Consider the following 24,766-nt stretch of genomic DNA (forward strand, 5'->3'; position numbering starts at 1 on the left):
CACCAGTCAATTCAAGGAATCACCATGCGCGTGGCGGAAGTCGTTCGCAATACCAGCGAAACGCAGATCCGTGTGAAGCTCGACCTCGACGGCACCGGCAAGCAGAAGCTCGCGACGGGCGTCCCGTTCCTCGACCATATGCTCGATCAGATCGCGCGCCATGGTCTCGTCGATCTCGACATCGAAGCGCATGGCGATACGCACATCGACGACCACCATACGGTCGAGGACGTCGGCATCACGCTCGGCCAGGCGGTCGCGAAGGCGATCGGCGACAAGAAGGGCATTCGCCGCTACGGCCATTCGTACGTGCCGCTCGACGAGGCGCTGTCGCGCGTCGTGATCGACTTCTCCGGGCGTCCGGGCCTCGAATTCCACGTGCCGTTCACGCGCGCGCGGATCGGCACGTTCGACGTCGACCTGTCGATCGAATTCTTTCGCGGCTTCGTCAATCATGCGGGCGTGACGCTGCATGTCGACAACCTGCGCGGCGTCAATGCGCACCATCAGCTCGAGACGGTGTTCAAGGCGTTCGGCCGCGCGCTCAGGATGGCGGTGGAGCTCGACGAGCGTGCGGCGGGGCAGATCCCGTCGACGAAGGGCAGCCTCTGATTCCCGGCCGGAGCGAACACGACCCCACTGGCCGCGGCGGCTGCGCCGGCTTGCGATGGATCTGCTCAAATCGTTCATCTCCCTGCTCGCGCTGATCAATCCGCTCGGCGCGGTGCCGTTTTTCCTGAGCCTGACGGCGCAGCAGACGGAAGCCGAGCGGCGGCACACGATCCGCGTCGCGACGGTCTCCGTGTTCTGCGTGATCGCGGTGACGACGCTGCTCGGCCAGCAGATCATCGATTTCTTCGGGATCTCGGTGGGCTCGCTCGAGGCCGGCGGCGGGATCATCATGCTGCTGATGGCGATTTCGATGCTGAACGCGCAGATCGGCAACACCCGGTCGACGCCCGAGGAGCGCGACGAGGCGGAGTCGAAGAACAGCATCGCCGTCGTGCCGCTTGCGATTCCGCTGCTGACGGGGCCGGGCTCGATCAGCACGGTGATCGTCTACGCGGCGAACGCCCGGCACTGGTACGACCGGCTCGGGCTCGTCGCGATCGGCGCGGCGCTCGCGCTCATCTGTTTTTTCGCGATGCGGCTCGCCGAGCCGATCGCGCACTGGATCGGCCGCACCGGCATCAACATCGTCACGCGTCTGATGGGATTGATGCTGTCGGCGCTGGCGGTGGAATTCATCGTCGACGGACTGAAGGCATTGTTGCCTGCACTGACATGAAAACTTCGATTGCGATTGTGGATTATGGAATGGGCAACCTGCGCTCGGTCGCGCAGGCGCTCATGAAGGCGGAACCCGCCGCCGACGTGAAGATCGTCGACCGGCCCGAGGCGATCCGCGCGGCGGACCGCGTCGTGCTGCCGGGCCAGGGCGCGATGCCCGACTGCATGCGGTGCCTCGGCGAGTCCGGCCTGCAGGATGCGGTGATCGAGGCGTCGCGCGCGAAGCCGCTGCTCGGCGTGTGCGTGGGCGAGCAGATGCTGTTCGACTGGAGCGCCGAAGGCGACACGGAGGGCCTCGGCCTGTTGCCGGGCAAGGTGCTGCGCTTCGAGCTCGAAGGCCGGCTGCAGGACGACGGCTCCCGCTTCAAGGTGCCGCAGATGGGCTGGAACCGGGTGCATCAGACACAGCCGCACCCGTTATGGGAAGGCGTGCCGGACGACGCGTACTTCTATTTCGTGCACAGCTACTACGTGGTGCCGGACAACCCGGCGCACGTCGCGGGCGAGACCCCGTACGGCGAGGTCTTTACGTCCGCGGTCGCGTGTGACAATCTCTTCGCGACCCAATTTCACCCGGAGAAGAGCGCCGAAGTGGGGCTGCGGCTATACCGGAATTTTGTCCACTGGAACCCCTGAACGTGGCGCGAGAGCCACACCCGGCGGGTGCAAAACGCCCGCCGCACGGGCTTCGCGAGCGGATACGCAGAAAGAGTTGTACTAAACTAGCGAGACGGCGTCGCGCCGGATGGGCGGCGCACGTCTTTTGTGATCTCTTCATTTTTCCCTGACAACACCCGATTGCTATGCTGCTGATTCCGGCCATCGATCTTAAAGACGGTCAGTGTGTGCGCCTCAAACAAGGCGATATGGACCAAGCGACGATTTTTTCCGAGGATCCTGCGGCGATGGCCCGTAAATGGGTCGATCTCGGCGCGCGGCGTCTGCATCTCGTCGACCTGAACGGCGCGTTCGCCGGCAAGCCGAAAAATCTCGAGGCGATCGAGGCGATCCTCGGCGAAGTGGGCGACGAAGTCCCCGTGCAACTGGGCGGCGGCATCCGCAGCCTCGAGACGATCGAGAAGTACCTGGACGCCGGGCTGTCGTACGTGATCATCGGCACGGCGGCGGTGAAGGACCCGGGCTTCCTGCAGGACGCGTGCAGCGCGTTCGCGGGCAACATCATCGTCGGCCTCGACGCGAAGGACGGCAAGGTCGCCACCGACGGCTGGAGCAAGCTCACGGGCCATGAAGTGATCGATCTCGCGCGCAAGTTCGAGGATTACGGCGTCGAGTCGATCGTCTACACGGACATCGGCCGCGACGGGATGCTGCAAGGCATCAACATCGAGGCGACGGTGAAGCTCGCGCAGGCGGTCGGCATTCCGGTGATCGCGAGCGGCGGCCTGTCGAACATCGGCGACATCGAGAAGCTCTGCGAAGTGGAAGTCGAAGGCATCGAAGGCGTGATCTGCGGCCGCGCGATCTACTCGGGCGACCTCGATTTCGCCGCCGCGCAAAAGCGCGCGGACGAACTGAACGGCGAGCTCGACGACGCCTGACGCGCCGCCTCGGCGCCACGCCTTTTCGCCCAGCCGTCCGCCGCGCGCGGACGGCATTACCCGCGGCATGCCGCGTAACATCATGGCTCTAGCTAAACGCATCATCCCCTGTCTCGACGTGACCGCCGGGCGCGTCGTCAAGGGCGTCAATTTCGTCGAGCTGCGCGACGCGGGAGACCCCGTCGAGATCGCGCGGCGCTACGACGAGCAGGGCGCCGACGAACTCACGTTCCTCGACATCACCGCGACGTCGGACGGGCGCGACCTGATCCTGCCGATCATCGAGGCGGTCGCGTCGCAGGTGTTCATTCCGCTCACGGTGGGCGGCGGCGTGCGCGCGGTCGAGGACGTACGGCGCCTGCTGAACGCCGGCGCGGACAAGGTCAGCATGAACTCGTCGGCGGTCGCGAACCCGCAGCTCGTGCGCGACGCGGCCGACAAGTACGGCTCGCAGTGCATCGTCGTCGCGATCGACGCGAAGCGCGTGTCGGCCGAGGGCGAGCCGCCGCGCTGGGAGGTCTTCACGCACGGCGGCCGCAAGGGCACGGGCCTCGACGCGGTCGAGTGGGCGCGCAAGATGGCCGAGCTCGGCGCGGGCGAGATCCTGCTCACGAGCATGGACCGCGACGGCACGAAGGCGGGCTTCGATCTCGCGCTCACGCGCGCGGTGTCGGACGCGGTGCCCGTGCCCGTGATCGCGTCGGGCGGCGTCGGCTCGCTCGAGCACCTCGCGGCGGGCATCGTCGAAGGCCACGCGGACGCCGTGCTGGCCGCGAGCATTTTCCACTACGGCGAGCACACGGTCGGCGAGGCGAAGCGCTACATGGCCGAGCGTGGCATTGCGGTGAGGTTGTGATGAACGAAGCAGTGAAGCCGGGCGACTGGCTCGACAAGGTCCGCTGGGACGCGAACGGCCTCGTGCCGGTGATCGCGCAGGACGCGGCGACGAACGACGTGCTGATGTTCGCGTGGATGAACCGCGACGCGTTGGCGAAGACGATCGAACTGAAGCGAGCGGTGTACTACTCGCGCTCGCGGCAGCGCCTGTGGTTCAAGGGCGAGGAGTCGGGCCACGTGCAGCACGTGCACGAAGTGCGGCTCGATTGCGACGAGGACGTCGTGCTGCTGAAGGTCGAGCAGGTCGCGGGCATCGCGTGCCACACGGGCCGGCGCTCGTGCTTTTTCCAGAAATTCGAGGGCACCGTCGACGGCGGCGAATGGGTCGCGGTCGATCCGGTGCTCAAAGATCCCGAACATATCTACAAATGACGCAATCGACGATCGAAGACACGCTGCTGCGCTTGGCCGCCGTGATCGACAGCCGCAAGGGCGGCGATCCCGAGCAATCGTACGTGTCGCGCCTCTTTCACAAGGGCGACGACGCGGTCCTGAAGAAGATCGGCGAGGAAGCGACCGAGGTCGTGCTCGCCGCGAAGGACGTCCGCCAGGGCGGCGCGCCTTCCGCGCTCGTCGGCGAGATCGCGGACCTGTGGTTTCACTGCCTCGTCGCGCTGTCTCACTTCGACCTGAGCCCCGCCGACGTGATCGCCGAGCTCGAGCGCCGCGAAGGGATGTCGGGCATCGAGGAAAAGGCGCTGCGCAAGCGTCGCGAGCGCGAAGAAAATGGCGGGTGAGCCGATGCGGCCACACGCCGCGTGAGATTTGTCATCAAAGGGGAATAGCATCATGCCAGAGTCGCCGAACCAATATCCGCCGTCGTTCCAGAGTGCGACCGAGGGCGAACGCCAGCAATCGTTGCGCACGCTGACGCACATCCTCTATCTGCTGTACGCGATTCACTGGTTGACGGGCGGCATCACGGGCATCGTCGCGATCATCATCAACTACGTGAAACGCGACGATGCGCTGGGCACCGCATACCAGGCCCATTTCGAATGGCAGATCCGTACGTTCTGGCGCGCGCTGATCGCGTATCTGATCGGTTTCGCGCTGCTGTTCGTCGGGATCGGCTTCATCGTGCTGGGCGCGGTGTGGATCTGGACGCTGTACCGTATCATCAAAGGCTGGCTGTACTTGAACGACAACAAGACGCTCGATCCACAGGCGTGGTTCTGACGCGTTGCGGGACGCGTTGAGGAACACGATGAGTCACGACCCGAATTGCCTGTTCTGCAAGATCGCGGCAGGCGAGATTCCGAGCACGAAGGTGCACGAGGACGACGAGTTCGTCGCCTTCCGGGACATCCGGCCCGCGGCCGACACGCACGTGCTCGTGATACCGCGCAAGCACGTGCCGACGCTGTCTTCCGTCACCGCGGACGACGCGCCGCTGCTTGGTAGAATGATGGTTCTCGTCGCGCGGCTCGCCGAGCAGTTGGGTTGCGCGTACACGGGCGGCGAAACCGGGTTCCGGACGGTAATCAACACCGGGCCGGGCGGCGGGCAGGAGGTCTATCACCTGCACGCGCATATTCTGGCCGGGCCGCGTCCGTGGCGCCGGATGGGATGAGATGGCGGGCGGCCCGCCATCCGAACGAAGCCGGCACGGGGCCGGTGATTTGCGCCGCGAAACCGGCGAGGTTTAGGAGAGTTTCATCATGGGCGGATTGAGTATTTGGCACTGGCTGATCGTGTTGCTGATCGTCGCGCTGGTGTTCGGCACGAAGAAGCTGCGCAATATCGGCAACGATCTCGGCAGTGCGGTCAAGGGTTTCAAGGATGGCATGAAGGAGAGCGAAACCCCCGCTGACGCGCAGCAACTGCCGCGCTCGGGCTCGGTGAACGTCGACGCGAAGGACGCGGCGCGTTCGTCGGATTCGAACAAGGCGTGACGCGCGGACACTGACGGGGCGTCGCGATGCTCGATCTCGGTCTTTCGAAGATGGCGCTCATCGGCGTCGTCGCGCTCGTCGTGCTCGGCCCCGAGCGGCTGCCGCGCGTCGCGCGGACGGCGGGCGCGCTGTTCGGGCGCGCGCAGCGCTACATCAACGACGTGAAGGCGGAAGTCTCGCGCGAGATCGAGCTCGATGCGCTGCGCACGATGAAGACCGATTTCGAGCAGGCGGCGCGCAACGTCGAGAACACGATCCACGACAACCTGCGCGAGCACGAGCGCGATCTGAACGCCGCGTGGAATTCGGCCGGGTCGTCGGGCGATTCGGCGGCCGCGGACGCATCGGGCGGCGCGCCCGCGTCGTTCGACGAGCCGTCGTGGCGCACCTTCGCCGCCGCGTCGGCGAAGCGCCGCAACTGGCGCGTGAAGAAGACGGTGACGCCCGTCTGGTACAAGCGCGCGACGATGCGCCGTACGCAGGTGCAGTCGGGCGCCGCGCGCGTCGCGCGACACCAGCCGGCGAGCCTGCGCCGTCCGGCGCGTTTCTTCTGATCGATGATCGGCGCTAGACACTTCAACCGAGGGCCGGCGTGAGCGACCCCCAGCACAATCCGGACGAAGGTCCGGAAGAAACCTTCATCTCTCATCTCGTCGAGCTGCGCGACCGCATCATCAAGGCGGGCGCGGCCGTGATCGTCGTGTTCCTCGGGCTCGTCTACTGGGCGCCCGATATCTTCCGGCTGCTTGCGCGGCCGCTGATGGAGAACCTGCCGAAGGGCGGCAAGATGATCGTGACCGACGTCACCGGCTCGTTCTTCGTGCCGATGAAGGTGACGATGCTCGTCGCGCTCGTGATCGCGCTGCCGTTCGTGCTGTACCAGATCTGGGCCTTCGTGGCTCCCGGGCTCTACCAGCACGAGAAGAAGCTCGTCTTGCCGCTCGTCGGCAGCAGCTACTTCCTGTTTCTGTGCGGCATGGCGTTCGCGTACTTCCTCGTGTTTCCGACGATCTTCCGCGTGATGGCGCACTACAACGCGCCGCTCGGCGCCGAGATGTCGACCGACATCGACAATTATCTGAGTTTCGTGCTCGGGATGTTCATCGCGTTCGGGGTGACGTTCGAGGTGCCGATCGTCGTCGTCTTGCTCGTGCGGATGGGCGTGCTGACCGTGCAGAAGCTCAAGGAGATCCGGCCGTACGTGATCGTCGGCGCGTTCGTCGTCGCGGCCGTCGTGACGCCGCCCGACGTGTTCTCGCAGCTGATGCTCGCGCTGCCGCTCGTGCTGCTGTACGAGGCGGGGATCATCGCGGCGCGGCTCTTCGTCAAGCCGCCGCCGAAGGAAGAGGACAAGGGCAAGGCCGCGGCGAGCTGAACGGGCCGACTCGGGGTGATCGAGAGGGGGGGGCGCCGGTTTCGCCCGGGGGAGGAGGCGCTGCCCAGGCGTGCTTCGGCGCGAATCCGGTACGCTGAAGAATCTTGCGGGGCGCGATCGGCGGCGTCGGGGGCCGCACAGGCACCGTTTCAAGGTCCGCCCCGTTCCGCCGGTCGCGGCAGTCGGCGGGATCGGCGCATCGGAACGAAAAAGGCAACCCATCGGGTTGCCTTTTTGTTTGCCGCCGCGCTACCGTAGGCGGATGCCACCGTCGACGCCACCCGGCCCGCGCCGGCATCGTCGCTCGGCCGCGCCGGGGGGGCCAGGGCCGCTCCGAAGCGCGCGCCGCGCCGGCGCTCACTGTTCCTCGTCGCTGTTCTGGTCGTCGAGCGCCTGTTTCGGCGGCGGCGGCCGCTTGCCGATCACGACCGTCACGTCGAGTTCCTTGCCCTTGCGCACGACATGCACCTTCGCCGGCGTGCCCGGCTTGATCTGCGCGACCACGTTTAGCAGCTTCGTCGTATCGGTGATTTCCTCGCCGTCGATCGACACGAGGATATCGCCCGGCTTGATCCCCGCCTTGTCGGCCGGGCCGCCTTGCAGCACGCCCGCCACGATCGCGCCCGATTTTTGCGCGAGGCTGAACGATTCGGCGATCTCGGGCGTCACGTCCTGCGGCTCGACGCCGATCCAGCCGCGCGTGACGGCGCCCGTCGTGATGATGCTCTCGAGCACGTTGCGCGCGGTCGACACGGGAATCGCGAAGCCGATGCCGAGCGAGCCGCCCGAGCGCGAGTAGATCGCCGTGTTGATGCCGAGCAGGTTGCCGTTCACGTCGACGAGCGCACCGCCCGAGTTGCCCGGATTGATCGGCGCGTCGGTCTGGATGAAATTCTCGAACGTGTTGATGCCGAGGTGGTTGCGCCCGAGCGCGCTGATGATCCCCATCGTCACCGTCTGGCCCACGCCGAACGGGTTGCCGATCGCGAGCACGACGTCGCCGACGCGCGCCTGGTCCGAGCGGCCGAGCGTGATCGTCGGCAGGTTCGTCATGTTGATCTTGAGCACCGCGAGATCGGTTTCCGGATCGCTGCCGATCACCTTCGCGGTGGCCGTGCGGCCGTCGGCGAGCGCGACTTCGATCTGGTCCGCGCCGTCGACGACGTGCTGGTTCGTTAGAATGTAACCCTCCGAGCTTACGATGACGCCCGACCCCAGATTGGCAGCGGGCTCCTCCTGCTGCCGGCGCGCGTTGCGATCGCCGAAGAAATAGCGAAAGAGCGGGTCCTTCGCGCGCGGATCGGGCGGCAGCGAACCGTCCTTGCTGGAGAATACGTTGACGACCGCGGGCATCGCCTTCTGCGCGGCGTCCGCATACGAGGATTGAGCCGGGGCGCCTCCGACGCCGGGTGCGACTTCCCGCAGCGCGACGATCGGCGCCGCGAGCTGTTTGCCGAGTTGTCCCTGCCGTTGCAGCCATTGCGGCTTGAGCGTCGCCACGATGAACATCAGTGCCAGCAGCACCGTCACCGCTTGGGCGAAGAACAGCCAGAAGCGTCTAAGCATTTGAAGATACTAGAGGTTTATATGGATCGGATCGAACTCGAATTGTACTTGAACAATACCCTCGAAATTGAGCGGTTCAAGGACTACAGCCCGAACGGCCTCCAGGTGGAAGGCCGTCGCAAGATCGAAAAAATCGCCACCGGCGTGACGGCGTCGCTCGCGTTTCTCGATCGCGCCCTCGAATGGGGCGCGGACGCGGTGCTCGTCCATCACGGCTACTTCTGGCGCAACGAGGCGCCGCAGATCACCGGTCGCAAGTATCAGCGCCTGAAGCGCCTGCTCGCGAACGACCTGAACCTGTTCGCGTTCCACCTGCCGCTCGACGCGCACCCCGAACTCGGCAACAACGCGCAGCTCGGCGAGCGTCTTGGCCTGATCGCCGACGCCCGCTTCGGCGATCAGGATCTCGGCTGGCTCGCGACGTTGCCGATGTCCGTCTCGCTCGAACATTTCGCCGCGAAGGTCGAGAACACGCTCGGCCGCACGCCGCTCGTGCTGGGCGACCAGGACCAGCAACTGCGCCGCGTCGCGTGGTGCACGGGCGGCGCGCAAAGCTTCTTCGACGCGGCGATCGACGCGGGCGCCGACGTGTTCCTGACGGGCGAAGTATCCGAGTACGTGACGCACGCGGCGGCCGAGAGCGGCGTCGCATTCGTTGCGGCGGGGCACCATGCGACCGAGCGATTCGGCATCCAGGCGCTCGGCCAGCATTTATCGGAGCGATTTGATCTCGAGCATATTTTTATCGATATTCATAACCCGGTTTAACTGCGCGAATTGCCGCACCGCATCCAAACGGAAATGCCTTGCGGTGCGGATTTCGTCGATTATCGGACCTGGAATTTCGATAGCTCGGGGAAACCCTTGATTAATAATAGCTTCAGGAGGTATTTAACGTCCGGGTCTTGTAAATGCCGACTCCATTCGAGCAAACTAGCGGCGGTGTGAAATGTCGTGACGGAAATCCAACTCAGAATTGGGGCGTGTGATGCGAGACAAAGAAGAGGAACACGTCGACAGCGGCCGCCGGACTTGGCTGATTGCGACATCGGTTGCGGGCGGCGTCGGTGGCGTCGCAACCGTGGTACCTTTCGCGGCGTCGTTGGCGCCGTCCACCAAGGCTAAGGCGGCCGGCGCGCCCGTCGAAGTCGATATCGGCGCGCTCAAGCCGGGCGAAATGCTCACGGTTCCCTGGCGCGGCAAGCCGGTCTGGGTGCTGAACCGCACCGACGACATGCTCGCCGATGTCGTGAAGGCCGACAAGGAAGTCGCCGATCCGCAGTCGAAATCCCCGTACTCGATGCCGTTGCCGTCGTATTGCGCGAACGAGTACCGGTCGAGGACCGACCGCAAGAACATTCTCGTCGTCATGGCGGTGTGCACGCATCTCGGCTGCACGCCGAGCCAGCGTTTCACGCCGGGGCCGCAGCCGAACCTGCCCGACGATTGGCCGGGCGGCTTTCTCTGTCCGTGCCACGGCTCGACCTACGACCTCGCCGGCAGGGTCTTCAAGAACAAGCCGGCGCCGCAGAATCTGGACGTCCCGCCTTACATGTTCACGTCGGCCACGACGCTCGTGATCGGCAAGGACGAGAAAGGAGAAGCGTAAATGGCGACCGACAATAAAGAGATCTCCACAACAGGCCTGCTCGGCTGGGTCGACCGGCGCTTTCCCCTCACTTCCACCTGGAAGCAACATCTTTCCGAGTACTACGCGCCGAAGAACTTCAACGTCTGGTATTTCTTCGGTTCGCTCGCGCTCCTCGTGCTCGTGAACCAGATCGTCACCGGCATCTTCCTGACGATGAACTACAAGCCCGACTCGACGCTCGCGTTCGCGTCGGTCGAGTACATCATGCGCGAAGTGCCGTGGGGCTGGCTCATTCGCTACATGCACTCGACGGGCGCGTCGATGTTCTTCGTCGTCGTCTACCTGCACATGTTCCGCGGCCTGCTGTACGGCTCGTACCGCAAGCCGCGCGAGCTCGTGTGGATCTTCGGCTGCGCGATCTTCCTGTGCCTGATGGCCGAGGCGTTCTTCGGCTACCTGCTGCCGTGGGGGCAGATGTCGTTCTGGGGCGCGCAGGTGATCGTGAACCTGTTCTCGGCGATCCCGTTCATCGGCCCGGACCTGTCGCTCTGGATTCGCGGCGATTACGTCGTGTCCGACGTCACGCTGAACCGCTTCTTCGCGTTCCACGTGATCGCGATTCCGCTCGTGCTGCTGCTGCTTGTCGTCGCGCACCTGATCGCGCTGCACGAAGTGGGGTCGAATAACCCGGACGGCATCGAGATCAAGGAGAAGAAGGACGACAAGGGCGTGCCGCTCGACGGCATTCCGTTCCACCCGTACTACTCGGTGCACGACTTCTTCGGCGTTTGCGTGTTCCTGATGGTGTTCGCGGTGATCGTGTTCTTCATGCCGGAGATGGGCGGCTACTTCCTCGAGGCGAACAACTTCATTCCGGCGAACCCGCTGCAGACGCCGCCGGAAATCGCGCCCGTCTGGTACTTCACCGCGTTCTACGCGATGCTGCGCGCGACGACCGACCCGTTCAAGATCGTGCTGATGATCGTGATCGCGGCGCTCGGCCTTCTCGCGCTCGTGCGCGCGCGCGGCAAGTGGAAGATCGCGCTGCCCGCGCTCGCCGCGGCGCTCGTCGTCTTCATGTACCTCACCGAATCGAAGTTCTGGGGCGTCGTCGTGATGGGCGCGGCCGTCGTCACGCTGTTCTTCCTGCCGTGGCTCGACCGCAGCCCGGTCAAATCGATCCGCTACCGGCCGTTCTTCCACAAGGTGTTCTTCGGGATCTTCGTCGCCGTGTTCATGACGCTCGCGTTCCTCGGCACGCGGCCGCCGTCGCCTGCCGCGACGCTGATCGCGCAGGTGTGCGCGCTCGTGTACTTCGCGTTCTTCCTCGGCATGCCGTTCTGGTCGCGGCTCGGCACATTCAAGCAGCCGCCCGAACGCGTGCGGTTCAAACCCCATTGACGTGAGCGAGGAGGTATTCGTATGAAGAAATTGCTTTCGGCGCTCGCAATGTTTATTGTGTCGGCATGTCTGCTGACGAGCGCATCCGCGCGGGCCGAGGAGGGCGAATTTCCGCTCGACCGGGCGCCCGATAACACGGAGAATCTCGTCTCTTTGCAGCATGGCGCGCAATTGTTTGTAAACTATTGCCTGAATTGCCATAGTGCGAACCTGATGCGCTACAACCGGCTGACGGATCTCGGCATCTCGCAGAAGGAGATCGAGAAGAATCTCCTGTTCGCGACCGATAAGGTCGGCAGCACGATGTCCGTCGCGATGCGGCCGGAAGACGCGAAGAACTGGCTCGGCGTTGCGCCGCCGGATCTGTCCGTCGAGGCGCGCGCCCGCAGCCGTGATTGGCTCTACACGTATCTGCGCACTTTCTACCGCGACGATACGCGGCCGACGGGCTGGAACAACGTCGTGTTCCCGAACGTCGGCATGCCTCACGTGCTGTGGCAGCTTCAAGGGGAGCGCATTGCGAAATTCGAGGAAAAGAAGGACGAGGAAACGGGCGAGAAAGTGCGCAAGCTCGCCGGGTTCCAGCAGGTGACGCCCGGAACGCTTTCGCCGGTGGATTACGATGCCGCCGTCGGCGATCTGGTCGCGTACCTGAGCTGGATGTCCGAGCCGGCGCAGCAGACCCGCAAACGCCTTGGCGTGTGGGTGCTGCTGTTCCTCGGTGTCCTGACTTTCTTCGCATGGCGGCTCAATGCCGCCTACTGGAAAGATATCAAGTAATCACGCCGTGACTGGCGTGGGGCCAGCGCGCGGAAAAGCCCGCCAAGCGGCTTTTCCGCGCGCTGGCCCTCAGCTTTTTGAGGAAACGCAAACATGATGGTTCTGTATTCCGGCACGACTTGTCCGTTTTCCCAGCGTTGCCGGCTGGTGCTGTTCGAAAAGGGCATGGATTTCGAGATCCGCGACGTCGACCTGTTCAACAAGCCAGAAGACATCGCGGTGATGAACCCGTACGGACAGGTGCCGATTCTCGTCGAACGCGATCTGATCCTGTACGAATCGAACATCATCAACGAGTACATCGACGAGCGTTTCCCGCATCCGCAACTGATGCCGGCCGATCCGGTGCAGCGCGCGCGCGCGCGCCTGTTCCTGCTCAACTTCGAGAAGGAACTGTTCGTGCACGTGAGCACGCTCGAGAACGAGAAGGGCAAGGCGGCGGAAAAGAGCCACGAGAAGGCGCGTCTCGCGATTCGCGATCGCCTGACGCAGCTCGCGCCGATCTTTCTGAAAAACAAGTACATGCTCGGCGAAGAATTCTCGATGCTCGACGTCGCGATCGCGCCGCTCTTGTGGCGCCTCGACCATTACGGGATCGAGCTGTCGAAGAACGCCGCGCCGCTGATGAAGTATGCAGAGCGGATCTTCAGCCGTCCTGCCTATATCGAAGCGCTGACGCCGTCCGAAAAGGTCATGCGTCGTTAAGAGCGGTATGTGACTGGGGAGCAGATGCGGCGGCGAGGCGCCGCCGTGTCCGTTTCCGTTCGAGGATGGCGATGCAAGAGATTTCCACGAAGCCGTATTTGCTGCGCGCGCTCTACGAGTGGTGCACCGACAACGGATATACACCCCACATCGCGGTGCGGGTCGACAAGTCGACCCGCGTGCCGCGCCAGTTCGTGCGCGACGGCGAGATCGTGTTGAACATCAGCTTCGAGGCGACGAGCCAGCTGCAGATGGGCAACGAATGGATCGAGTTCACCGCGCGGTTCTCGGGCAAGGCGCACAAGATCGAGGTGCAAATCGCGAACGTGCTTGCGATCTACGCGCGCGAGAATGGGCAGGGGATGGCGTTTCAGGTCGACGCCGCGGCGGACTCCGGCGATGCTGACGGCGGCGAGGCGCTTGCCGCGGCGGAAGACGGCGGCGATGCCGGCGGGCAGGTTGCGGGCATCGGTGCGCGGGGCGAGGACGAGGCGGTGCCGGAACCCGGCGATCGCGCGGACGACGCGCCGAAGTCGGACGGCGACGGTGATGGCGATGACGATGGCGCGAAAGGCAACCGGCCTCGCCTCAAGATCGTGAAATGAGGTAGAATTTTTGATTCCACGCCGGCTTAGCTCATCAGGTAGAGCAGTTGATTTGTAATCATCAGGTGGCGGGTTCGAGTCCTGCAGCCGGCACCAAACACCCATCCGAGGGAATCCTCGGAAATCCAGAAACCCGTGATAGCATAAGGCTTCACGGGTTTTTTTATTCCAGCGTTGTCCAGCGATGCCCGTCTGAATCCGGGGGCATGTGGGGGCACCTCCGGGGGAATCTGGGCTTCTGGCAAGTGCCCCCGAGAAAAATGCCCCCTCGGGTTGTAAGGTGCCCCATGCCATTGACCGACATCGCCGTCCGTAAAGCGACGCCTCGTGAAAAGCCGTACCGCCTTGCTGATGGTGGCGGCATGTACCTGGAGGTCGCGCCCTCGGGCGGGAAATACTGGCGGCTCAAGTATCGCTTCGCCGGCAAGGAGAAGCGGCTCGCACTGGGCGTCTATCCGGATGTTTCGTTGGCCGCTGCGCGCGAGAAGCGCGATGACGCGCGGAAGAAGCTAGCGGCCGACATTGACCCAGGCGAAGCGAAGAAAGCCGATAAGCGGGCGGTACGTCTGGCAGCGACCAATTCCTTCGAGGCAGTTGCGCTTGGCTGGATGGATGAACTCAAGCCGTATGTTACGGCTGGGTCGATGGCGAAGACCAAGGCTCGCTTCGAGAAGGATGTTTTTCCTTGGATCGGCAAGCGACCGGTAGCGGAAATCGATGCCCCTGAAGTTCTGACGGTCCTCAAGCGGATCGACAGCCGTGGTGCTCGTTTCACGGCTCACAAGGTCCGTGGTGAGATCAGTCGCGCATTCCGCTATGGAATCAAGGAAGGCTATTGTAAGTTTGACCCGGCTCGTGATTTGGTCAATGCCATCCCGCCAGCGCAGACGACACACTTCGCTTCGATTACCGAGCCCGCGAAGGTCGGCGCCATGCTTCGGGCATTCGACGGGTTTTCCGGTACGTTTCCTGTCCTGTGCGCGCTCAAGCTTGCGCCCATGTTGTTTACTCGACCCGGCGAACTGCGCAAGGCCGAGTGGGCTCAATTCGATCTTGATAAGGGCGAGTGGCGATACCTTGTCACCAAGACGAAGACCGAGCATCTGGTTCCGCTCGCAACGCAAGCCGTTCACATTCTGCGAGAGCTTCAGGCGCTGACCGGCAACGGTCGTTACGTCTTTCCGGGAGCGCGTTCGGCTCAGCGCCCGATGAGCGATGCCGCAGTCAATGCGGCTCTGCGTCGTCTGGGCTACGACACGCGGACCGAAATCACCGGCCACGGCTTCCGGGCGATGGCACGCACGATTCTTCACGAGGAACTGGAGCAAAAGCCCGAAGTGATCGAGCACCAGCTTGCTCATGCGGTGCCCGACACACTCGGCAAGGCATATAACCGCACGAAGTTCATCAAGGAGCGGAGGGCGATGATGCAGAAGTGGGCGGACTATCTGGACAAACTCAAGGCAGGGGCAGAAATCGTCCAGATGGGCGCTGCATAGTGCCGGTGGCTTACCACCGAATCCCTGCGAATAGATGAACGAAGAGTAACGTACCGGTGCCGCGCTTAACGTGGCTGATCAAAATGAGGGCAATATGACTTTGCAAGTGGACTTGCCTGATGGCGAGCTCATCGAATGCATCCGCTTGGCACGTGCGATCGCGTTGGCGAGATTGACGAAACAAGGGCGGACCGGGATCGCTTGTGTTGTCGGCAAAGTCATGAAAATCCAATTAACGCCGAAGGCGGTGGTTGGGCAGACAGGATCGATCACGGTCGATAGCGAAGCAGACTCCGTCTCGGTTCAGTTCCGGCAAAGGTATATGCCAGTAGGCCAAACGGGCGTTGATCCTCGCCTGATTCAATCTGGTAGACCATCGGGGTTACTGATTATCGATGAGCTGTCCAATGCCGTTGATTTGTTCGCGAAGGCTGGGGTTGACCAAGGGGCGATGTCGTTACCCTACAAGCTGACGGACGAAGACCGAGCACTTCTTGTCCGGCTGTTGCCTGATCTGCCGCAATTGCAGGCTCCCGTGACCCTCGAAGCTCGTGAGGCATTTTTGGATGCCTATCGTGCTCATCCAGATCGAGCCGGCTGGGAGCCGGAATTACTCTCTGTATTCGATCCTGACGCGGAGCGGGGGCGGCTTGAAGATTTGTCGCTGAAATGCCAGCAGGAACTGCGCGACGATTTCATCGGGCAGCGTTTCGCGGCGTTCAACTCCGACCATAGTCGGGCAAAGTTGCTGGTTGCGGGGACCTTCATCCCGCGTCAGATGGTGCTCGACTATCTAAAGCAGTGGCACGACATGGTGCCGCTTCCGCGCCGACCAGACGAAGGTGCTTCAACGCAGACAGCAGTTCTTGCTAGCCCCCAATCAGATGTGCCGAGCGCCATTCCTGAAAAGGTGCCGTCGCAAGATAGCCGATCCTCCAAGGATAAGGCGAGGGAGGAGGGCCTTGATCCTACGGATGTGTATGAATACCGCGAGCAACTTGTGGGCAAGGCACGCACCAAGCGTACGGCTGATCACTTCGGAGTAAGCGACGGTCTCGTTCGCAGGAAAATTCGTCAATACCACAAGGAAAGGGGGCAGCCTGCGAGTCCATTTCCTGTTCCGGCCAAGAAGAAGTAGTTCCGCTTCGGACGTTGCTGTTCCGCTTTGGACTCCGGCAGACGTTGCCGGACAAGGCTCTGCTGCAGACCGTTGACCGGAACAGGTGTTCCGGCCGTGAAATCTCCGTCACCGCGGCGCAAGCCGTAATTCGGTGGGTGACGACCAGTGCGTCGTTCGCCACCTCTCGACGGAGATTTTTCATGCAGTTCAAGACCCAGATCGGCAGTTTGCCGCAGCCGCTTTCGGCGTATCGCAGTACGTGTGCCGAAACGGTCGATTCGACTCGCTCGCCGGACACGGTGCGTCGGATCATCCGTGTGAAGGAACTGGTCGAGCGCATCGGCCTCTCGCGCTCGACCGTGTATATGCTCATCGCAACCGACCCGAGCTTCCCCAAGAAAATCAAGCTGACCGAGCGTACGACGGGCTTCGATTCGGTGGCCGTCGATGCCTGGATCGCATCGCGCGCGTGCAATTAAGGGGGCGGTCATGCTGCATTTCCCTAACTCGGACATGTCCGCCCAGCCCGTCATGTTGGCTCAGGCCTGGTTGAGCGACACGACGGTGCTCAACGATCTCGGCCCGGAGCTGAGCGACGTTGTGCTCGCGCAGTGCAACAAGTACCAGCTGACCGTGGCTCAGGCCATTGCGCTGATGTTCTTCAAGCTTGGCGTCGCGAGCCAGGGCGCGCGCCATATCGAAGACGAGGGCGGTAACCGCATTCCGCTTACGCTGAACTGCCTGCTGATCGGGCCGACCGCCACCGGGCCGATCTTGACGCAGGCCCTGGCTGCGGATCTGACGGCGATCGAGCTCGAAACCGCTGCTGTCGCAATCGAAAAGCAGGCGATGGTTAACGCGGCAGTTCAGTTGCGTCTCGAGCAGCGCAGGCAGATCGACGCCGCCATCAAGGTCGCGGCGCGCAAGATGGTTCGTCTGCACGCGCTGCTCGCGCAACGCCGCGAACTCGAAGCCCGCGAGCCGAAAGCGGACGACTACCCGGATCACCAGACCGAATTGATCGCGTGGAACCAGCGCAAGGAGTCGCTGCAAATCTCAGTCGCGCAGGCCGAGCTGGAAGATGATCCCGAAACGGCAAAGGCCTTGTGCAAAGCGCTGAACGCGCTGCTGGCGACGCCGCCGTCGAGCTTCGAGGCCGATTACCGTGTCTGGTCGCTCAAGGTCGCGGCAGTCGAAAGCCAGATCGTGCTGCTTCAGGGAGCCGACGACGAAGTGGCGCACCTGAGCGCTGAAAGCCAGGCACTTCTGGAAGAGGACGCTCGCGCGGCGCAACCTGCCAAGCCGAAGCTCGCTTTCCTGAACGTCGCCGTGTCCGCAGTGCATAAGGCGATCACGACGCAGTGGCCGGTCGCCAGCGCGCTTTACTCCGGTGCGTCGGTGATCAAGGCGCTAATCAGGCATGGGGAGGCGATAACCGCGGCAGGCAGCGGCCGGTTGCTGTCCCCGCATGCGCCCGGCCGGGTGCAGCTAGGCATCTTCGCCGCGACGACGCCCGAAGTGTTTGTACGCGACGTGGCCGCAGCGGGCGCTGACGGTGCGGCGGCGCTGGGCAATTTCCTGATCCTGGGCGATCTGCCGCAGCATGATCGCGGCGTGCAGCAGAAGCCGTCCAACCCGGACTGCCTGGCGGCGTTCGACGCGCAGGTTCGGGCGATCGGTGCCGCATCGGTGCGCGAACTGTTGGCCGGCGATTTCGTGCCGCCGCCGATCAGGGTGTCGCCGGAGGCTGCCGCAATCGTCGAGGCCGAGTGCGCCGAATGGCGCAACCAGCGCATCGCCCGGCGTCAGCTTCTGGTGGTGGATGTGTTCCTGATGATGCGAGTGCGTCAGACGTTCTACGTGATTGCAGGCCTGCTGCACCTGTGGCGCGGTGAGGTGTGGTCGCTGTCGGTCCGCACCATGCAGGATGCGATCACGGTCGGCAGGTTCCTAATCGACGAGATGGGGCGCACTGTGGCGATGGCGCGCGAGGTGCCCGCTGAAGAGATTGATGCCAAAGCATTGGTCTACGCGCTGTGCGGCCATGTTGACCAGCAGATGGAGAAGAGCAAGGACCTGGATCTGGACAAGGACAAACCCAAGCCCAAGCCCTTCGAAATCAAGCTCAGCACGCTGCATTCCAGGGCGAAGAATTTCGGCCTGACCCGAGCACGCGTCAACGGCGCCCTGAATGTGCTGGTGGCGTGGGACTGGATCAAGGTTCGTCAGGATGGCCTTGATACGGTGCTCGATCTCGACCCGCACCGCTTCAGCCCGATGAACCGTCCCGTCTGAATTACCGGAACGCCCACGGGGTCGCCCGTGGGCAATATGCCCCGGTTCTCCTCTTGGTTCGCACACCTGCCGCGCATGCCGATCTTTGGCATGCGTCCGGCGTGGTGCGCCGTGAATCTTCCGTAGTCGTGCAGTTTGCGCACGAAAGGATCGAAAAATGAATTTTCAGTTCTTCAATTCTCCGGCCTGCATGCCGGACTTCATCTCTGCCAGGGGCACGGCTGCCACCAACCCGTCGCCCGTGCAGCGCTACCTCGTGTTGGCACTCGCGATCGGTTTGACACTCCTGGGCGAGTTCACCGCGGCATGCGCGGGTTGGGAAAGCGGCGGCAGCCTGCGCGATCGGCTTGTGATCGCTGCGATGGGCTTCCTGATCGTCTCGAGCTCGAGCGTGTTGCCGGCGCTCGCTGGTCGTTTCGACGGAATGCTCCGGGTCGTGATCCTTGCGGCGTGGACCGGATGCGTGTCGTACGCGCTGCTCGGGCAATCGACGTTTTTTGCGTTGGCGCGGCAAGACGCCAGTGATGCTCGCGCGATGGCGGTCAACGTGCCGGGTACACCGGAGCGCATCGACGTTTCGCCGGGACGCAGTCTGACGGTCATTGCACAGGACGAAGCTACCGTGGTTGCAAAACTTGGACGTGCGAAGGTCGCACGCTGTCTCGGCAGTGAATGTCGGTGGCGCGATGCCCGTGAACATGCGCTGGCGGCCCAGCTCGCGGCACTCAAGATTGAGGCCGATGAAGCTACGCGCCGCGAGGCCCAGGAAGATCGTGCGGCAAAGCTGGTGGACGAGGCGCGGGCGCTGCGCGAGTCGCGTCGTGCTGATCCGATCGCGTCGCAGCTTGCGATCCTGTTCGGTTGGAGGCCGGCGAGCGTCGGAATGCTCAGGACGTATCTTCCGGCGGTGATGCTCGAACTGTTGCCCGGGCTATTCTGGGCGATGGTGTTCGCGGGCGAGAGGCGTGTGGTTCTCGGCGCGGCTGAGACATGCGGTGATCAGCCCGAGACGGTCGCGCCTGCCGTTGCGGCCGAGGCACACAAGTTGGACGAAGCGCAGGCCGACGCTAACACGGCGGCGAAGCCTCGGCATGTGGTACCCGTCGATGAGGATCTGGCCATAGTCCTGGGTGCGGTTGCGCGCGTTTGGGAGTCCAGCCGGTCTGCCGTGATCCGCATGGGCCGTCTTTACATGGCCCGGCTCAGCGCTAACAGCAAGTGATGGGAGCCGACATGAACTACAGGTTCGAGACGTCGCCCCTGGCGCTGTCGTCCCCGAACATCGCTCCGAACGCGACGTATGTGCGGCACGCGAATACCAAGTTCCGCCTTCCACGCAAGGCGTTCATGGTTTGCAGCGGTGTGCGTACCTATCTGCAGCGCATCGTTCGTGACGATCACCTTGTTGCGGGCGATGCAGAGGAAGATCTGTTGCTCAAGTCGAAACGCGTGTTCCGTCTGACCGAGATCGAAAAGATCGTGACGGAGATTCTGCTGATCGACGAGCCAGGCTTTGCGAGCAAGCTCGACGCCTTCGGCCGCATCGCCGAGCTCACCGAATACGGCGTTGGACGCTTCTACCACGATGAAAACTTCTTGATGGGCCAGGTAACCGACGAGGATCATGAGGATACTCTCGGTCGCTACCGGGTCCGCCCGAAGGCCCAGCTCTTCTTCGATGTGTGCGCGCGACATCCCATCGGCCATTACGGGGCGCAGTATTTCGCTGCGCATCCCGCCAGCCGGACGCCCGACGGCACGCAGTTCCTGTGGGAGTCGTACAACAAGCTGATCACGATGATCCGGGCCGAGGCCGATGCGCGCGGGCTCGATAAGCTGGACATCGCGAACGCCTTCCGGTCGAAACGGGCGTTCGACGGCATGATGGCGGTTGTGAAACGCTGCTTTACGAAGCGCCGCCGTATCTTCGTCGTCGGCATGGACGTGTGCTATCGCGCTGAATGGGCGAATGACGTGACAGCTGATTTGGCGAGAGATCATCACGCCACGTTCGTGAATCGCCTCCGAGGGAGAGCGGCAATCAAGAAGAATTTGATTGGCGCGATTTGGAAGTTCGATTGGAGCGAGGCCAAGGGGCATTTTTTCGGTTCATCGCAGGAAACCGTGGAGGGTTTTCGAGCGATTGCATAATCTGACACCTGATTTTAAGGATGTCGGAGGAAGCAATTGCTCGATCGAAAGGCACTTCAGGCACTGGGCTGCTGGACAGGTTATCGGCTGGAACGTGTGGAATGGCCACAAGGAGAAGAGCGCACGCTATCGCTGTATCTGAAGCCGGTCAGCAAGGTCATGTACTGCGAGCAATGCGGTGCACGCTGCCAGCAGATCCACGAGACGACGGTTCGTCGAGTGCGCGATTTGCCGCTGTTCGAATACCGGGTGGTGCTGCACGTTCCCCGTCGCCGGGTCTGGTGCGAACACTGCGGCGGCCCGCGACTGGAGAAGCTGGCGTGGCTGGGCCGCTACCAGCGAGTGACGGAGCGGTTCGCCAAAGCCTGCGAGAAGCTGCTGCAGGCCGCCAGCGTGCAGGCGGTAGCGGCCTTTTACGATTTGGGCTGGCACACGGTCAAATCGATCGACAAGATGCGCTTGCGAGCGCGTGTGGCCGAGCCGGACTGGTCGGCGATCCGCTATCTGGCGATGGACGAGTTCGCGCTCCATAAGGGCCATCGCTACGCCACGGTGGTGGTTGATCCGATCGGCCGGCAGGTGCTCTGGGTCGGGCCCGGACGTTCACGCGAAACGGCGCGAGCCTTCTTCGAACAGCTCCCCGAAGGCGTGGCCGAGCGCATCGAAGCGGTCGCCATCGACATGACCACGGCCTATGAACTGGAGATCAAGGAACAGTGCCCGCAGGCGGAAATCGTCTTCGACCTGTACCACGTCGTGGCCAAGTACGGGCGCGAGGTGATCGATCGGGTACGGGTGGATCAGGCCAATCAACTCCGGCATGACAAGCCGGCGCGGAAGGTGCTGAAGTCCAGTCGCTGGCTGCTACTGCGCAACCGTCATAACCTGAAGCCAGAACAGGCCGTGCATCTGAAGGAGCTGCTGGCCGCCAATCAGTCGCTGTTATGCGTCTATGTGCTGCGCGACGAACTCAAACGGCTCTGGTTCTACCGCAAGCCAGCCTGGGCGGAAAAGGCCTGGGGGCAATGGATCGAACAGGCTCAGCAAAGCGGGATCGCCGCCTTGCAAAAGTTCGCCGAGCGCTTGCAGGGTTACTGGCACGGAATCGTGGCCCGCTGCCGCCATCCGCTCAATACCAGCATCGTTGAAGGCATCAACAATACGATCAAGGTCATCAAGCGCAGGGCCTACGGGTACCGTGACGAGGAGTACTTCTTCCTCAAGATCCGCGCCGCGTTCCCCGGAATTCCGCGATGAACCATTTTTTCCGCTGGGTGTTTATGTTCGATGGCGAGCGCGTGCACGGGACGTGGGAATACGAGGAACTCATTTCCGATCTGTGGAAATCGATCGTGCCCAAGAAGGCGGGACGCACGAATTTGCTCAACGAAGTTGGCGATTTCAAGGCCGGCACGGGCATGATTGACCTGAACGAGAACCCTAAGAAACTTGGGATCTTCGTCGACTCCGTCATTCGCTACCTCGCGCACAAAGACCAATTCCTGTGCATCAGGCGAAAACCGAGGACGCGGACGTGGGATTGGCTTATGCCCGAGGACAAGGGCGCAGTCATGGTTGACACGGCCGAGGTTGACGATTCGAAATCGTAGCGCTCGATATCGGCCTTGAAGTCGACGGGCTCAGGCGGGACACGATGCTCAGGCGTCGTGTCCCGCTTTTCGTTTGTGGCCTTCGTTCGGATGCTCGATCGTCCGCGCTCAGTACATATGCGCACCGCGTAAATATTCCCCGCGCCACGTTCTCCGTTTGCCTGCATCGCGAACAATACGTGCTGATGTGCATCCGTCACACCGCGCAAATCAGCTCGATTTTCCGGTCCGTTCGGGGTAATTTCAAGACGAACCGGCGTTTCCTGAAGACCCTTGTCCCGCAAGGAGATCGCACATTTCGTAGGGCGTGTTTTTCGCCCTTTGTACGCTCGCACGCGGGGCCGCATTCGTGCGTGTTTGGCTGATCGGTAGCATCTATGCGTAAGCTGCCCGCGTGTGCGACCGCACGGGACCCGGGCATGCCGAAGGCTTCGGTTCACGGTATCAAGGTTGGAGGGATCGACTGAGCTGTGCGTGGTGAAGAAGAGGGGAAGCGGCGACGCCCTTGTTTTCCTCGAGGTCGGGGCACGTACGCCGAGCCGGCGCGGCACTCGATCAAAGGCAGTCGGTTGTCACTTCGGTGTAGTTTGACTGAGGTCAGATGTGTCCGTAGATGCCGATCTTGGTGGGATAACTCCGTAAAGATCTGTCTGCTCGATTTCCCCGTTATAGCGGAAATGTTGCGCTCATTTCCCCGTGTAGCCTTGGCGACCGCTGACGCTTGTCTACCTTGCTCCTAATATACGATTGTCTTTCAATCGATGCTCTATTTGTAATAATCATAGATAGGGGATGACCATACGAAGAGATCATCCGGTAGGTAAATTAATACCTACCACCCGAATGACTTGAACCGACAACAACGGAGAATGTCATGGTCGAGAAGTTCGGGATGGTCGAAGGAATTAGCGGTCTTTTGCTTGAAGAGCAGGTTGATGCTTCCTCTCTGGAGAGGGAAAGCAACATGCGAGGGTGGGAGGTTGGTGAATACCAGGAACGGTACAACGAGTTGGTCGAATTCATGGAAAGTGTACTGACCACTGACCATGATCCGTTTGAGATCCGATACAACCGTGGAATAAAATACGCAGTAGCGAGAAGACCCACGCTGACTCGTCATCTGCGGTGGTGTCATGCCTTCATGGACCTGTATTGGCCGGGTTACTACTACAGCGCTGATCTGAAGTTGTTCTTCGACTGCTACCGAACGACACCGCTTTGGAATGGCAAAGCAGAAGCATCCTTCCACGACCCGAATCAGCGCTTCCCTGATGGATCGATTCTGGCTGAACGATTCAACGCCTTCGTTGCTTACATGCGTGAACAGGCGCGAGCGACAGGCGTCGCGAAGAAGCTTTCGGATTGGAGACGTGGTCTAGGAGAGCAGGAAGAGTCGATCAGCGAGTACCTGGATGAAGTATTTGCTGCCAATCCGGACATCGTGGGACAACGTGCTGATATGGGTTTTGTGAAGACAGTCGCCGTTGATAGCGATGCGTTGCCTCGGACGAACTGGCAGGTGGCCGCGTCGGGGCAGTGGAGCCAAGTGTCGTCGAAGGAGCGGTTGTCGGGTGCTGGATGGGAGACGAGAGCCCGTATCGATCCGGCAGCGGCCATGCAGTTTCGAGAATTGTTCTTCAAGAACCGTCGTGGGGCGGATCGAGAACTATTCGAGCACATGGTGGGCTACATCGCGAAGGTCGAGCAGGGAGAGACGCACGGCGCGTATCACATCCACGTCATCTTCCTGTTCAACGCGAAGCGGGTGAAGAGCCTTGAGCGGATGAGGTTACTCGCGCAGGAGCGTTGGAAGCGCGTCACGGGCGGACTCGGCATTGTTTTCGACTGCCATGACCCGGATTACGAGGCGCAATTGAGGCGTAAGGGCCTTTGGTCGCTCGATCCGGTTCTGGGCGGTAACGCTCAACAGTTCGAGAAGCTGAAAGCGTACGTGCTCTGGTACTTCGCGAAGGATGACGGGCAGATGGTGCGGATCAAGCCGACGCCAAAGTCGCGCACGCTGACGATGGGGCTGACTAGCACGCGATGGGCGCTGGATCGAACGAGCATTTCGCACGAGCCGATGTAGGTCGGCGGCGCGTCTCGCGATGAAGATGGGGAGAAGCGTAGGCCCTTGAGGGCCTTTCAATCGGAGCATCCGAGATAGAGTGTTTCGAATAGCGGGGGTGGCCTGTGCTGTATTATCTAGCGACAATAATGGCGGCGAGACCACAGCTCCAATACGGCGATGAGTGCGAATCTAATTGTAAGCGGGCCGTTTGACATACCTTTTACCCTAAGTCCGGCTAAGATCAAGTGCATCGATACGCCGCAAGCGAGGCAGTTCTGGCAAAAGGCGGAGACAGCGCCATTTCACACCAAGCAGGGAGTGTACGTGTTCGCAACCCGAGCCGGGCGTGGATACCG

At 62.4% G+C, this 24,766-nt stretch carries 28 protein-coding genes and 1 tRNA gene; 28 read left to right on the forward strand and 1 reads right to left on the reverse strand.

Annotated features, from left to right (window positions below; all coding sequences use genetic code 11):
• Positions 1-24 precede the first annotated feature (24 nt).
• The 12 genes from hisB (at position 25) to tatC (ending at position 7,016) form a co-directional block, all read left to right on the forward strand.
• Positions 25-612 (forward strand): imidazoleglycerol-phosphate dehydratase HisB, encoded by a 588-nt coding sequence (hisB, locus tag WT60_RS02390; RefSeq protein ID WP_038753759.1) that lies wholly within the window; start codon positions 25-27, stop codon positions 610-612.
• A 55-nt stretch (positions 613-667) separates the two neighbouring features.
• Positions 668-1,288: a YchE family NAAT transporter gene (locus tag WT60_RS02395; protein ID WP_038753762.1), complete on the forward strand. Its 621-nt coding sequence runs from the start codon at positions 668-670 to the stop codon at positions 1,286-1,288.
• The gene (hisH, locus tag WT60_RS02400; RefSeq protein WP_038753764.1) at positions 1,285-1,926 is read left to right on the forward strand and encodes an imidazole glycerol phosphate synthase subunit HisH; all 642 of its coding nucleotides are present in this window, start codon (positions 1,285-1,287) and stop codon (positions 1,924-1,926) included. Before WT60_RS02395 ends, hisH begins: the two co-directional genes overlap by 4 nt.
• Positions 1,927-2,093: 167 nt before the next feature.
• Positions 2,094-2,849: a 1-(5-phosphoribosyl)-5-[(5-phosphoribosylamino)methylideneamino]imidazole-4-carboxamide isomerase gene (gene hisA / locus WT60_RS02405; protein ID WP_038753768.1), complete on the forward strand. Its 756-nt coding sequence runs from the start codon at positions 2,094-2,096 to the stop codon at positions 2,847-2,849.
• Positions 2,850-2,931: 82 nt separating this feature from the next.
• Complete coding sequence (gene hisF / locus WT60_RS02410) at positions 2,932-3,705, forward strand: imidazole glycerol phosphate synthase subunit HisF (protein ID WP_038753770.1); 774 nt, start codon at positions 2,932-2,934, stop codon at positions 3,703-3,705.
• Positions 3,705-4,118 (forward strand): phosphoribosyl-AMP cyclohydrolase, encoded by a 414-nt coding sequence (gene hisI, locus WT60_RS02415; protein WP_038753773.1) that lies wholly within the window; start codon positions 3,705-3,707, stop codon positions 4,116-4,118. Before hisF ends, hisI begins: the two co-directional genes overlap by 1 nt.
• Entirely contained in the window at positions 4,115-4,483 is a 369-nt protein-coding gene (locus WT60_RS02420) for a phosphoribosyl-ATP diphosphatase (protein ID WP_038753776.1), read from the forward strand. The genes hisI and WT60_RS02420 overlap by 4 nt, the downstream gene beginning before the upstream one ends.
• A 52-nt stretch (positions 4,484-4,535) precedes the next feature.
• Positions 4,536-4,925 (forward strand): DUF4870 domain-containing protein, encoded by a 390-nt coding sequence (locus tag WT60_RS02425; RefSeq protein ID WP_060355890.1) that lies wholly within the window; start codon positions 4,536-4,538, stop codon positions 4,923-4,925.
• 28 nt (positions 4,926-4,953) lie between these two features.
• Positions 4,954-5,319, forward strand: coding sequence for a histidine triad nucleotide-binding protein (locus WT60_RS02430; protein ID WP_038753799.1), 366 nt, complete (start codon positions 4,954-4,956; stop codon positions 5,317-5,319).
• An 88-nt stretch (positions 5,320-5,407) separates the two neighbouring features.
• Positions 5,408-5,641 (forward strand): Sec-independent protein translocase subunit TatA, encoded by a 234-nt coding sequence (gene tatA / locus WT60_RS02435; protein ID WP_038753781.1) that lies wholly within the window; start codon positions 5,408-5,410, stop codon positions 5,639-5,641.
• A gap of 26 nt (positions 5,642-5,667) precedes the next feature.
• On the forward strand, positions 5,668-6,195 hold the full coding sequence (tatB, locus tag WT60_RS02440; protein WP_038753784.1) for a Sec-independent protein translocase protein TatB: 528 nt from the start codon (positions 5,668-5,670) through the stop codon (positions 6,193-6,195).
• 38 nt (positions 6,196-6,233) lie between these two features.
• Complete coding sequence (gene tatC, locus WT60_RS02445) at positions 6,234-7,016, forward strand: twin-arginine translocase subunit TatC (protein WP_038753787.1); 783 nt, start codon at positions 6,234-6,236, stop codon at positions 7,014-7,016.
• Between the two features lie 357 nt (positions 7,017-7,373).
• On the opposite strand, the gene WT60_RS02450 is transcribed toward tatC, so the two are convergent.
• Positions 7,374-8,582, reverse strand: coding sequence for a Do family serine endopeptidase (locus tag WT60_RS02450; protein WP_038754974.1), 1,209 nt, complete (start codon positions 8,580-8,582; stop codon positions 7,374-7,376).
• Positions 8,583-8,603: 21 nt separating this feature from the next.
• On the opposite strand from WT60_RS02450, the gene WT60_RS02455 reads away from it, so the two are divergent.
• The 16 genes from WT60_RS02455 (at position 8,604) to WT60_RS02535 (ending at position 24,428) form a co-directional block, all read left to right on the forward strand.
• Complete coding sequence (locus WT60_RS02455; protein WP_038754977.1) at positions 8,604-9,350, forward strand: Nif3-like dinuclear metal center hexameric protein; 747 nt, start codon at positions 8,604-8,606, stop codon at positions 9,348-9,350.
• A 220-nt stretch (positions 9,351-9,570) separates the two neighbouring features.
• Positions 9,571-10,191 (forward strand): ubiquinol-cytochrome c reductase iron-sulfur subunit, encoded by a 621-nt coding sequence (gene petA, locus WT60_RS02460; RefSeq protein ID WP_038754979.1) that lies wholly within the window; start codon positions 9,571-9,573, stop codon positions 10,189-10,191.
• Positions 10,192-11,574 carry a cytochrome bc complex cytochrome b subunit gene (locus tag WT60_RS02465; RefSeq protein ID WP_059577328.1) on the forward strand — a complete coding sequence of 461 codons (1,383 nt, stop codon included), beginning with the start codon at positions 10,192-10,194 and terminating at the stop codon, positions 11,572-11,574.
• Positions 11,575-11,595: 21 nt separating this feature from the next.
• On the forward strand, positions 11,596-12,354 hold the full coding sequence (locus tag WT60_RS02470) for a cytochrome c1 (protein WP_038754985.1): 759 nt from the start codon (positions 11,596-11,598) through the stop codon (positions 12,352-12,354).
• A 93-nt stretch (positions 12,355-12,447) separates the two neighbouring features.
• Positions 12,448-13,059: a glutathione S-transferase N-terminal domain-containing protein gene (locus tag WT60_RS02475; RefSeq protein ID WP_004185176.1), complete on the forward strand. Its 612-nt coding sequence runs from the start codon at positions 12,448-12,450 to the stop codon at positions 13,057-13,059.
• Between the two features lie 71 nt (positions 13,060-13,130).
• Positions 13,131-13,664 (forward strand): ClpXP protease specificity-enhancing factor, encoded by a 534-nt coding sequence (locus WT60_RS02480; protein ID WP_038754999.1) that lies wholly within the window; start codon positions 13,131-13,133, stop codon positions 13,662-13,664.
• A 20-nt stretch (positions 13,665-13,684) separates the two neighbouring features.
• Positions 13,685-13,760: transfer RNA gene (locus tag WT60_RS02485), tRNA-Thr, on the forward strand.
• A gap of 191 nt (positions 13,761-13,951) precedes the next feature.
• Positions 13,952-15,163, forward strand: a complete 1,212-nt coding sequence (locus WT60_RS02490; protein ID WP_060355889.1) for an integrase arm-type DNA-binding domain-containing protein — start codon at positions 13,952-13,954, stop codon at positions 15,161-15,163.
• 94 nt (positions 15,164-15,257) lie between these two features.
• Entirely contained in the window at positions 15,258-16,301 is a 1,044-nt protein-coding gene (locus WT60_RS02495) for a hypothetical protein (protein ID WP_100185222.1), read from the forward strand.
• Positions 16,302-16,483: 182 nt separating this feature from the next.
• Entirely contained in the window at positions 16,484-16,762 is a 279-nt protein-coding gene (locus tag WT60_RS02500) for an AlpA family phage regulatory protein (RefSeq protein WP_082759372.1), read from the forward strand.
• A gap of 10 nt (positions 16,763-16,772) precedes the next feature.
• A complete protein-coding gene (locus WT60_RS02505) occupies positions 16,773-18,578 on the forward strand; it encodes a DUF3987 domain-containing protein (RefSeq protein WP_060355888.1) in 1,806 nt (601 codons plus the stop codon).
• A 157-nt stretch (positions 18,579-18,735) separates the two neighbouring features.
• Positions 18,736-19,800 carry a hypothetical protein gene (locus WT60_RS02510; protein ID WP_100185223.1) on the forward strand — a complete coding sequence of 355 codons (1,065 nt, stop codon included), beginning with the start codon at positions 18,736-18,738 and terminating at the stop codon, positions 19,798-19,800.
• A gap of 11 nt (positions 19,801-19,811) precedes the next feature.
• On the forward strand, positions 19,812-20,729 hold the full coding sequence (locus WT60_RS02515; protein WP_145986713.1) for a hypothetical protein: 918 nt from the start codon (positions 19,812-19,814) through the stop codon (positions 20,727-20,729).
• 36 nt (positions 20,730-20,765) lie between these two features.
• A complete protein-coding gene (locus WT60_RS02525) occupies positions 20,766-21,986 on the forward strand; it encodes an ISL3 family transposase (protein WP_059670723.1) in 1,221 nt (406 codons plus the stop codon).
• Positions 21,983-22,339, forward strand: a complete 357-nt coding sequence (locus WT60_RS02530) for a hypothetical protein (RefSeq protein ID WP_060356404.1) — start codon at positions 21,983-21,985, stop codon at positions 22,337-22,339. Before WT60_RS02525 ends, WT60_RS02530 begins: the two co-directional genes overlap by 4 nt.
• 874 nt (positions 22,340-23,213) lie before the next feature.
• Entirely contained in the window at positions 23,214-24,428 is a 1,215-nt protein-coding gene (locus WT60_RS02535; protein ID WP_100185224.1) for an inovirus-type Gp2 protein, read from the forward strand.
• The last annotated feature ends 338 nt before the right edge of the window (positions 24,429-24,766 follow it).

It is taken from the genome of Burkholderia sp. MSMB617WGS (genome assembly GCF_001532025.2).
GTDB classification, from domain to species: domain Bacteria; phylum Pseudomonadota; class Gammaproteobacteria; order Burkholderiales; family Burkholderiaceae; genus Burkholderia; species Burkholderia savannae.

Coding starts and splice junctions, on each gene's coding strand:
- hisI (WP_038753773.1), top strand. CDS start 3,705: ATGAACGAAGCAGTGAAGCCGGGCGACTGGCTCGACAAGGTCCGCTGG.
- petA (WP_038754979.1), top strand. CDS start 9,571: ATGCGAGACAAAGAAGAGGAACACGTCGACAGCGGCCGCCGGACTTGG.
- hisB (WP_038753759.1), top strand. CDS start 25: ATGCGCGTGGCGGAAGTCGTTCGCAATACCAGCGAAACGCAGATCCGT.
- WT60_RS02530 (WP_060356404.1), top strand. CDS start 21,983: ATGAACCATTTTTTCCGCTGGGTGTTTATGTTCGATGGCGAGCGCGTG.
- WT60_RS02395 (WP_038753762.1), top strand. CDS start 668: ATGGATCTGCTCAAATCGTTCATCTCCCTGCTCGCGCTGATCAATCCG.
- WT60_RS02495 (WP_100185222.1), top strand. CDS start 15,258: ATGACTTTGCAAGTGGACTTGCCTGATGGCGAGCTCATCGAATGCATC.
- WT60_RS02490 (WP_060355889.1), top strand. CDS start 13,952: ATGCCATTGACCGACATCGCCGTCCGTAAAGCGACGCCTCGTGAAAAG.
- WT60_RS02420 (WP_038753776.1), top strand. CDS start 4,115: ATGACGCAATCGACGATCGAAGACACGCTGCTGCGCTTGGCCGCCGTG.
- WT60_RS02450 (WP_038754974.1), bottom strand. CDS start 8,582: ATGCTTAGACGCTTCTGGCTGTTCTTCGCCCAAGCGGTGACGGTGCTG.
- hisH (WP_038753764.1), top strand. CDS start 1,285: ATGAAAACTTCGATTGCGATTGTGGATTATGGAATGGGCAACCTGCGC.
- hisF (WP_038753770.1), top strand. CDS start 2,932: ATGGCTCTAGCTAAACGCATCATCCCCTGTCTCGACGTGACCGCCGGG.
- WT60_RS02425 (WP_060355890.1), top strand. CDS start 4,536: ATGCCAGAGTCGCCGAACCAATATCCGCCGTCGTTCCAGAGTGCGACC.
- tatA (WP_038753781.1), top strand. CDS start 5,408: ATGGGCGGATTGAGTATTTGGCACTGGCTGATCGTGTTGCTGATCGTC.
- WT60_RS02430 (WP_038753799.1), top strand. CDS start 4,954: ATGAGTCACGACCCGAATTGCCTGTTCTGCAAGATCGCGGCAGGCGAG.
- tatB (WP_038753784.1), top strand. CDS start 5,668: ATGCTCGATCTCGGTCTTTCGAAGATGGCGCTCATCGGCGTCGTCGCG.
- WT60_RS02455 (WP_038754977.1), top strand. CDS start 8,604: ATGGATCGGATCGAACTCGAATTGTACTTGAACAATACCCTCGAAATT.
- WT60_RS02475 (WP_004185176.1), top strand. CDS start 12,448: ATGATGGTTCTGTATTCCGGCACGACTTGTCCGTTTTCCCAGCGTTGC.
- WT60_RS02500 (WP_082759372.1), top strand. CDS start 16,484: ATGCAGTTCAAGACCCAGATCGGCAGTTTGCCGCAGCCGCTTTCGGCG.
- WT60_RS02480 (WP_038754999.1), top strand. CDS start 13,131: ATGCAAGAGATTTCCACGAAGCCGTATTTGCTGCGCGCGCTCTACGAG.
- WT60_RS02470 (WP_038754985.1), top strand. CDS start 11,596: ATGAAGAAATTGCTTTCGGCGCTCGCAATGTTTATTGTGTCGGCATGT.
- WT60_RS02535 (WP_100185224.1), top strand. CDS start 23,214: ATGGTCGAGAAGTTCGGGATGGTCGAAGGAATTAGCGGTCTTTTGCTT.
- WT60_RS02465 (WP_059577328.1), top strand. CDS start 10,192: ATGGCGACCGACAATAAAGAGATCTCCACAACAGGCCTGCTCGGCTGG.
- WT60_RS02515 (WP_145986713.1), top strand. CDS start 19,812: ATGAACTACAGGTTCGAGACGTCGCCCCTGGCGCTGTCGTCCCCGAAC.
- hisA (WP_038753768.1), top strand. CDS start 2,094: ATGCTGCTGATTCCGGCCATCGATCTTAAAGACGGTCAGTGTGTGCGC.
- WT60_RS02510 (WP_100185223.1), top strand. CDS start 18,736: ATGAATTTTCAGTTCTTCAATTCTCCGGCCTGCATGCCGGACTTCATC.
- WT60_RS02505 (WP_060355888.1), top strand. CDS start 16,773: ATGCTGCATTTCCCTAACTCGGACATGTCCGCCCAGCCCGTCATGTTG.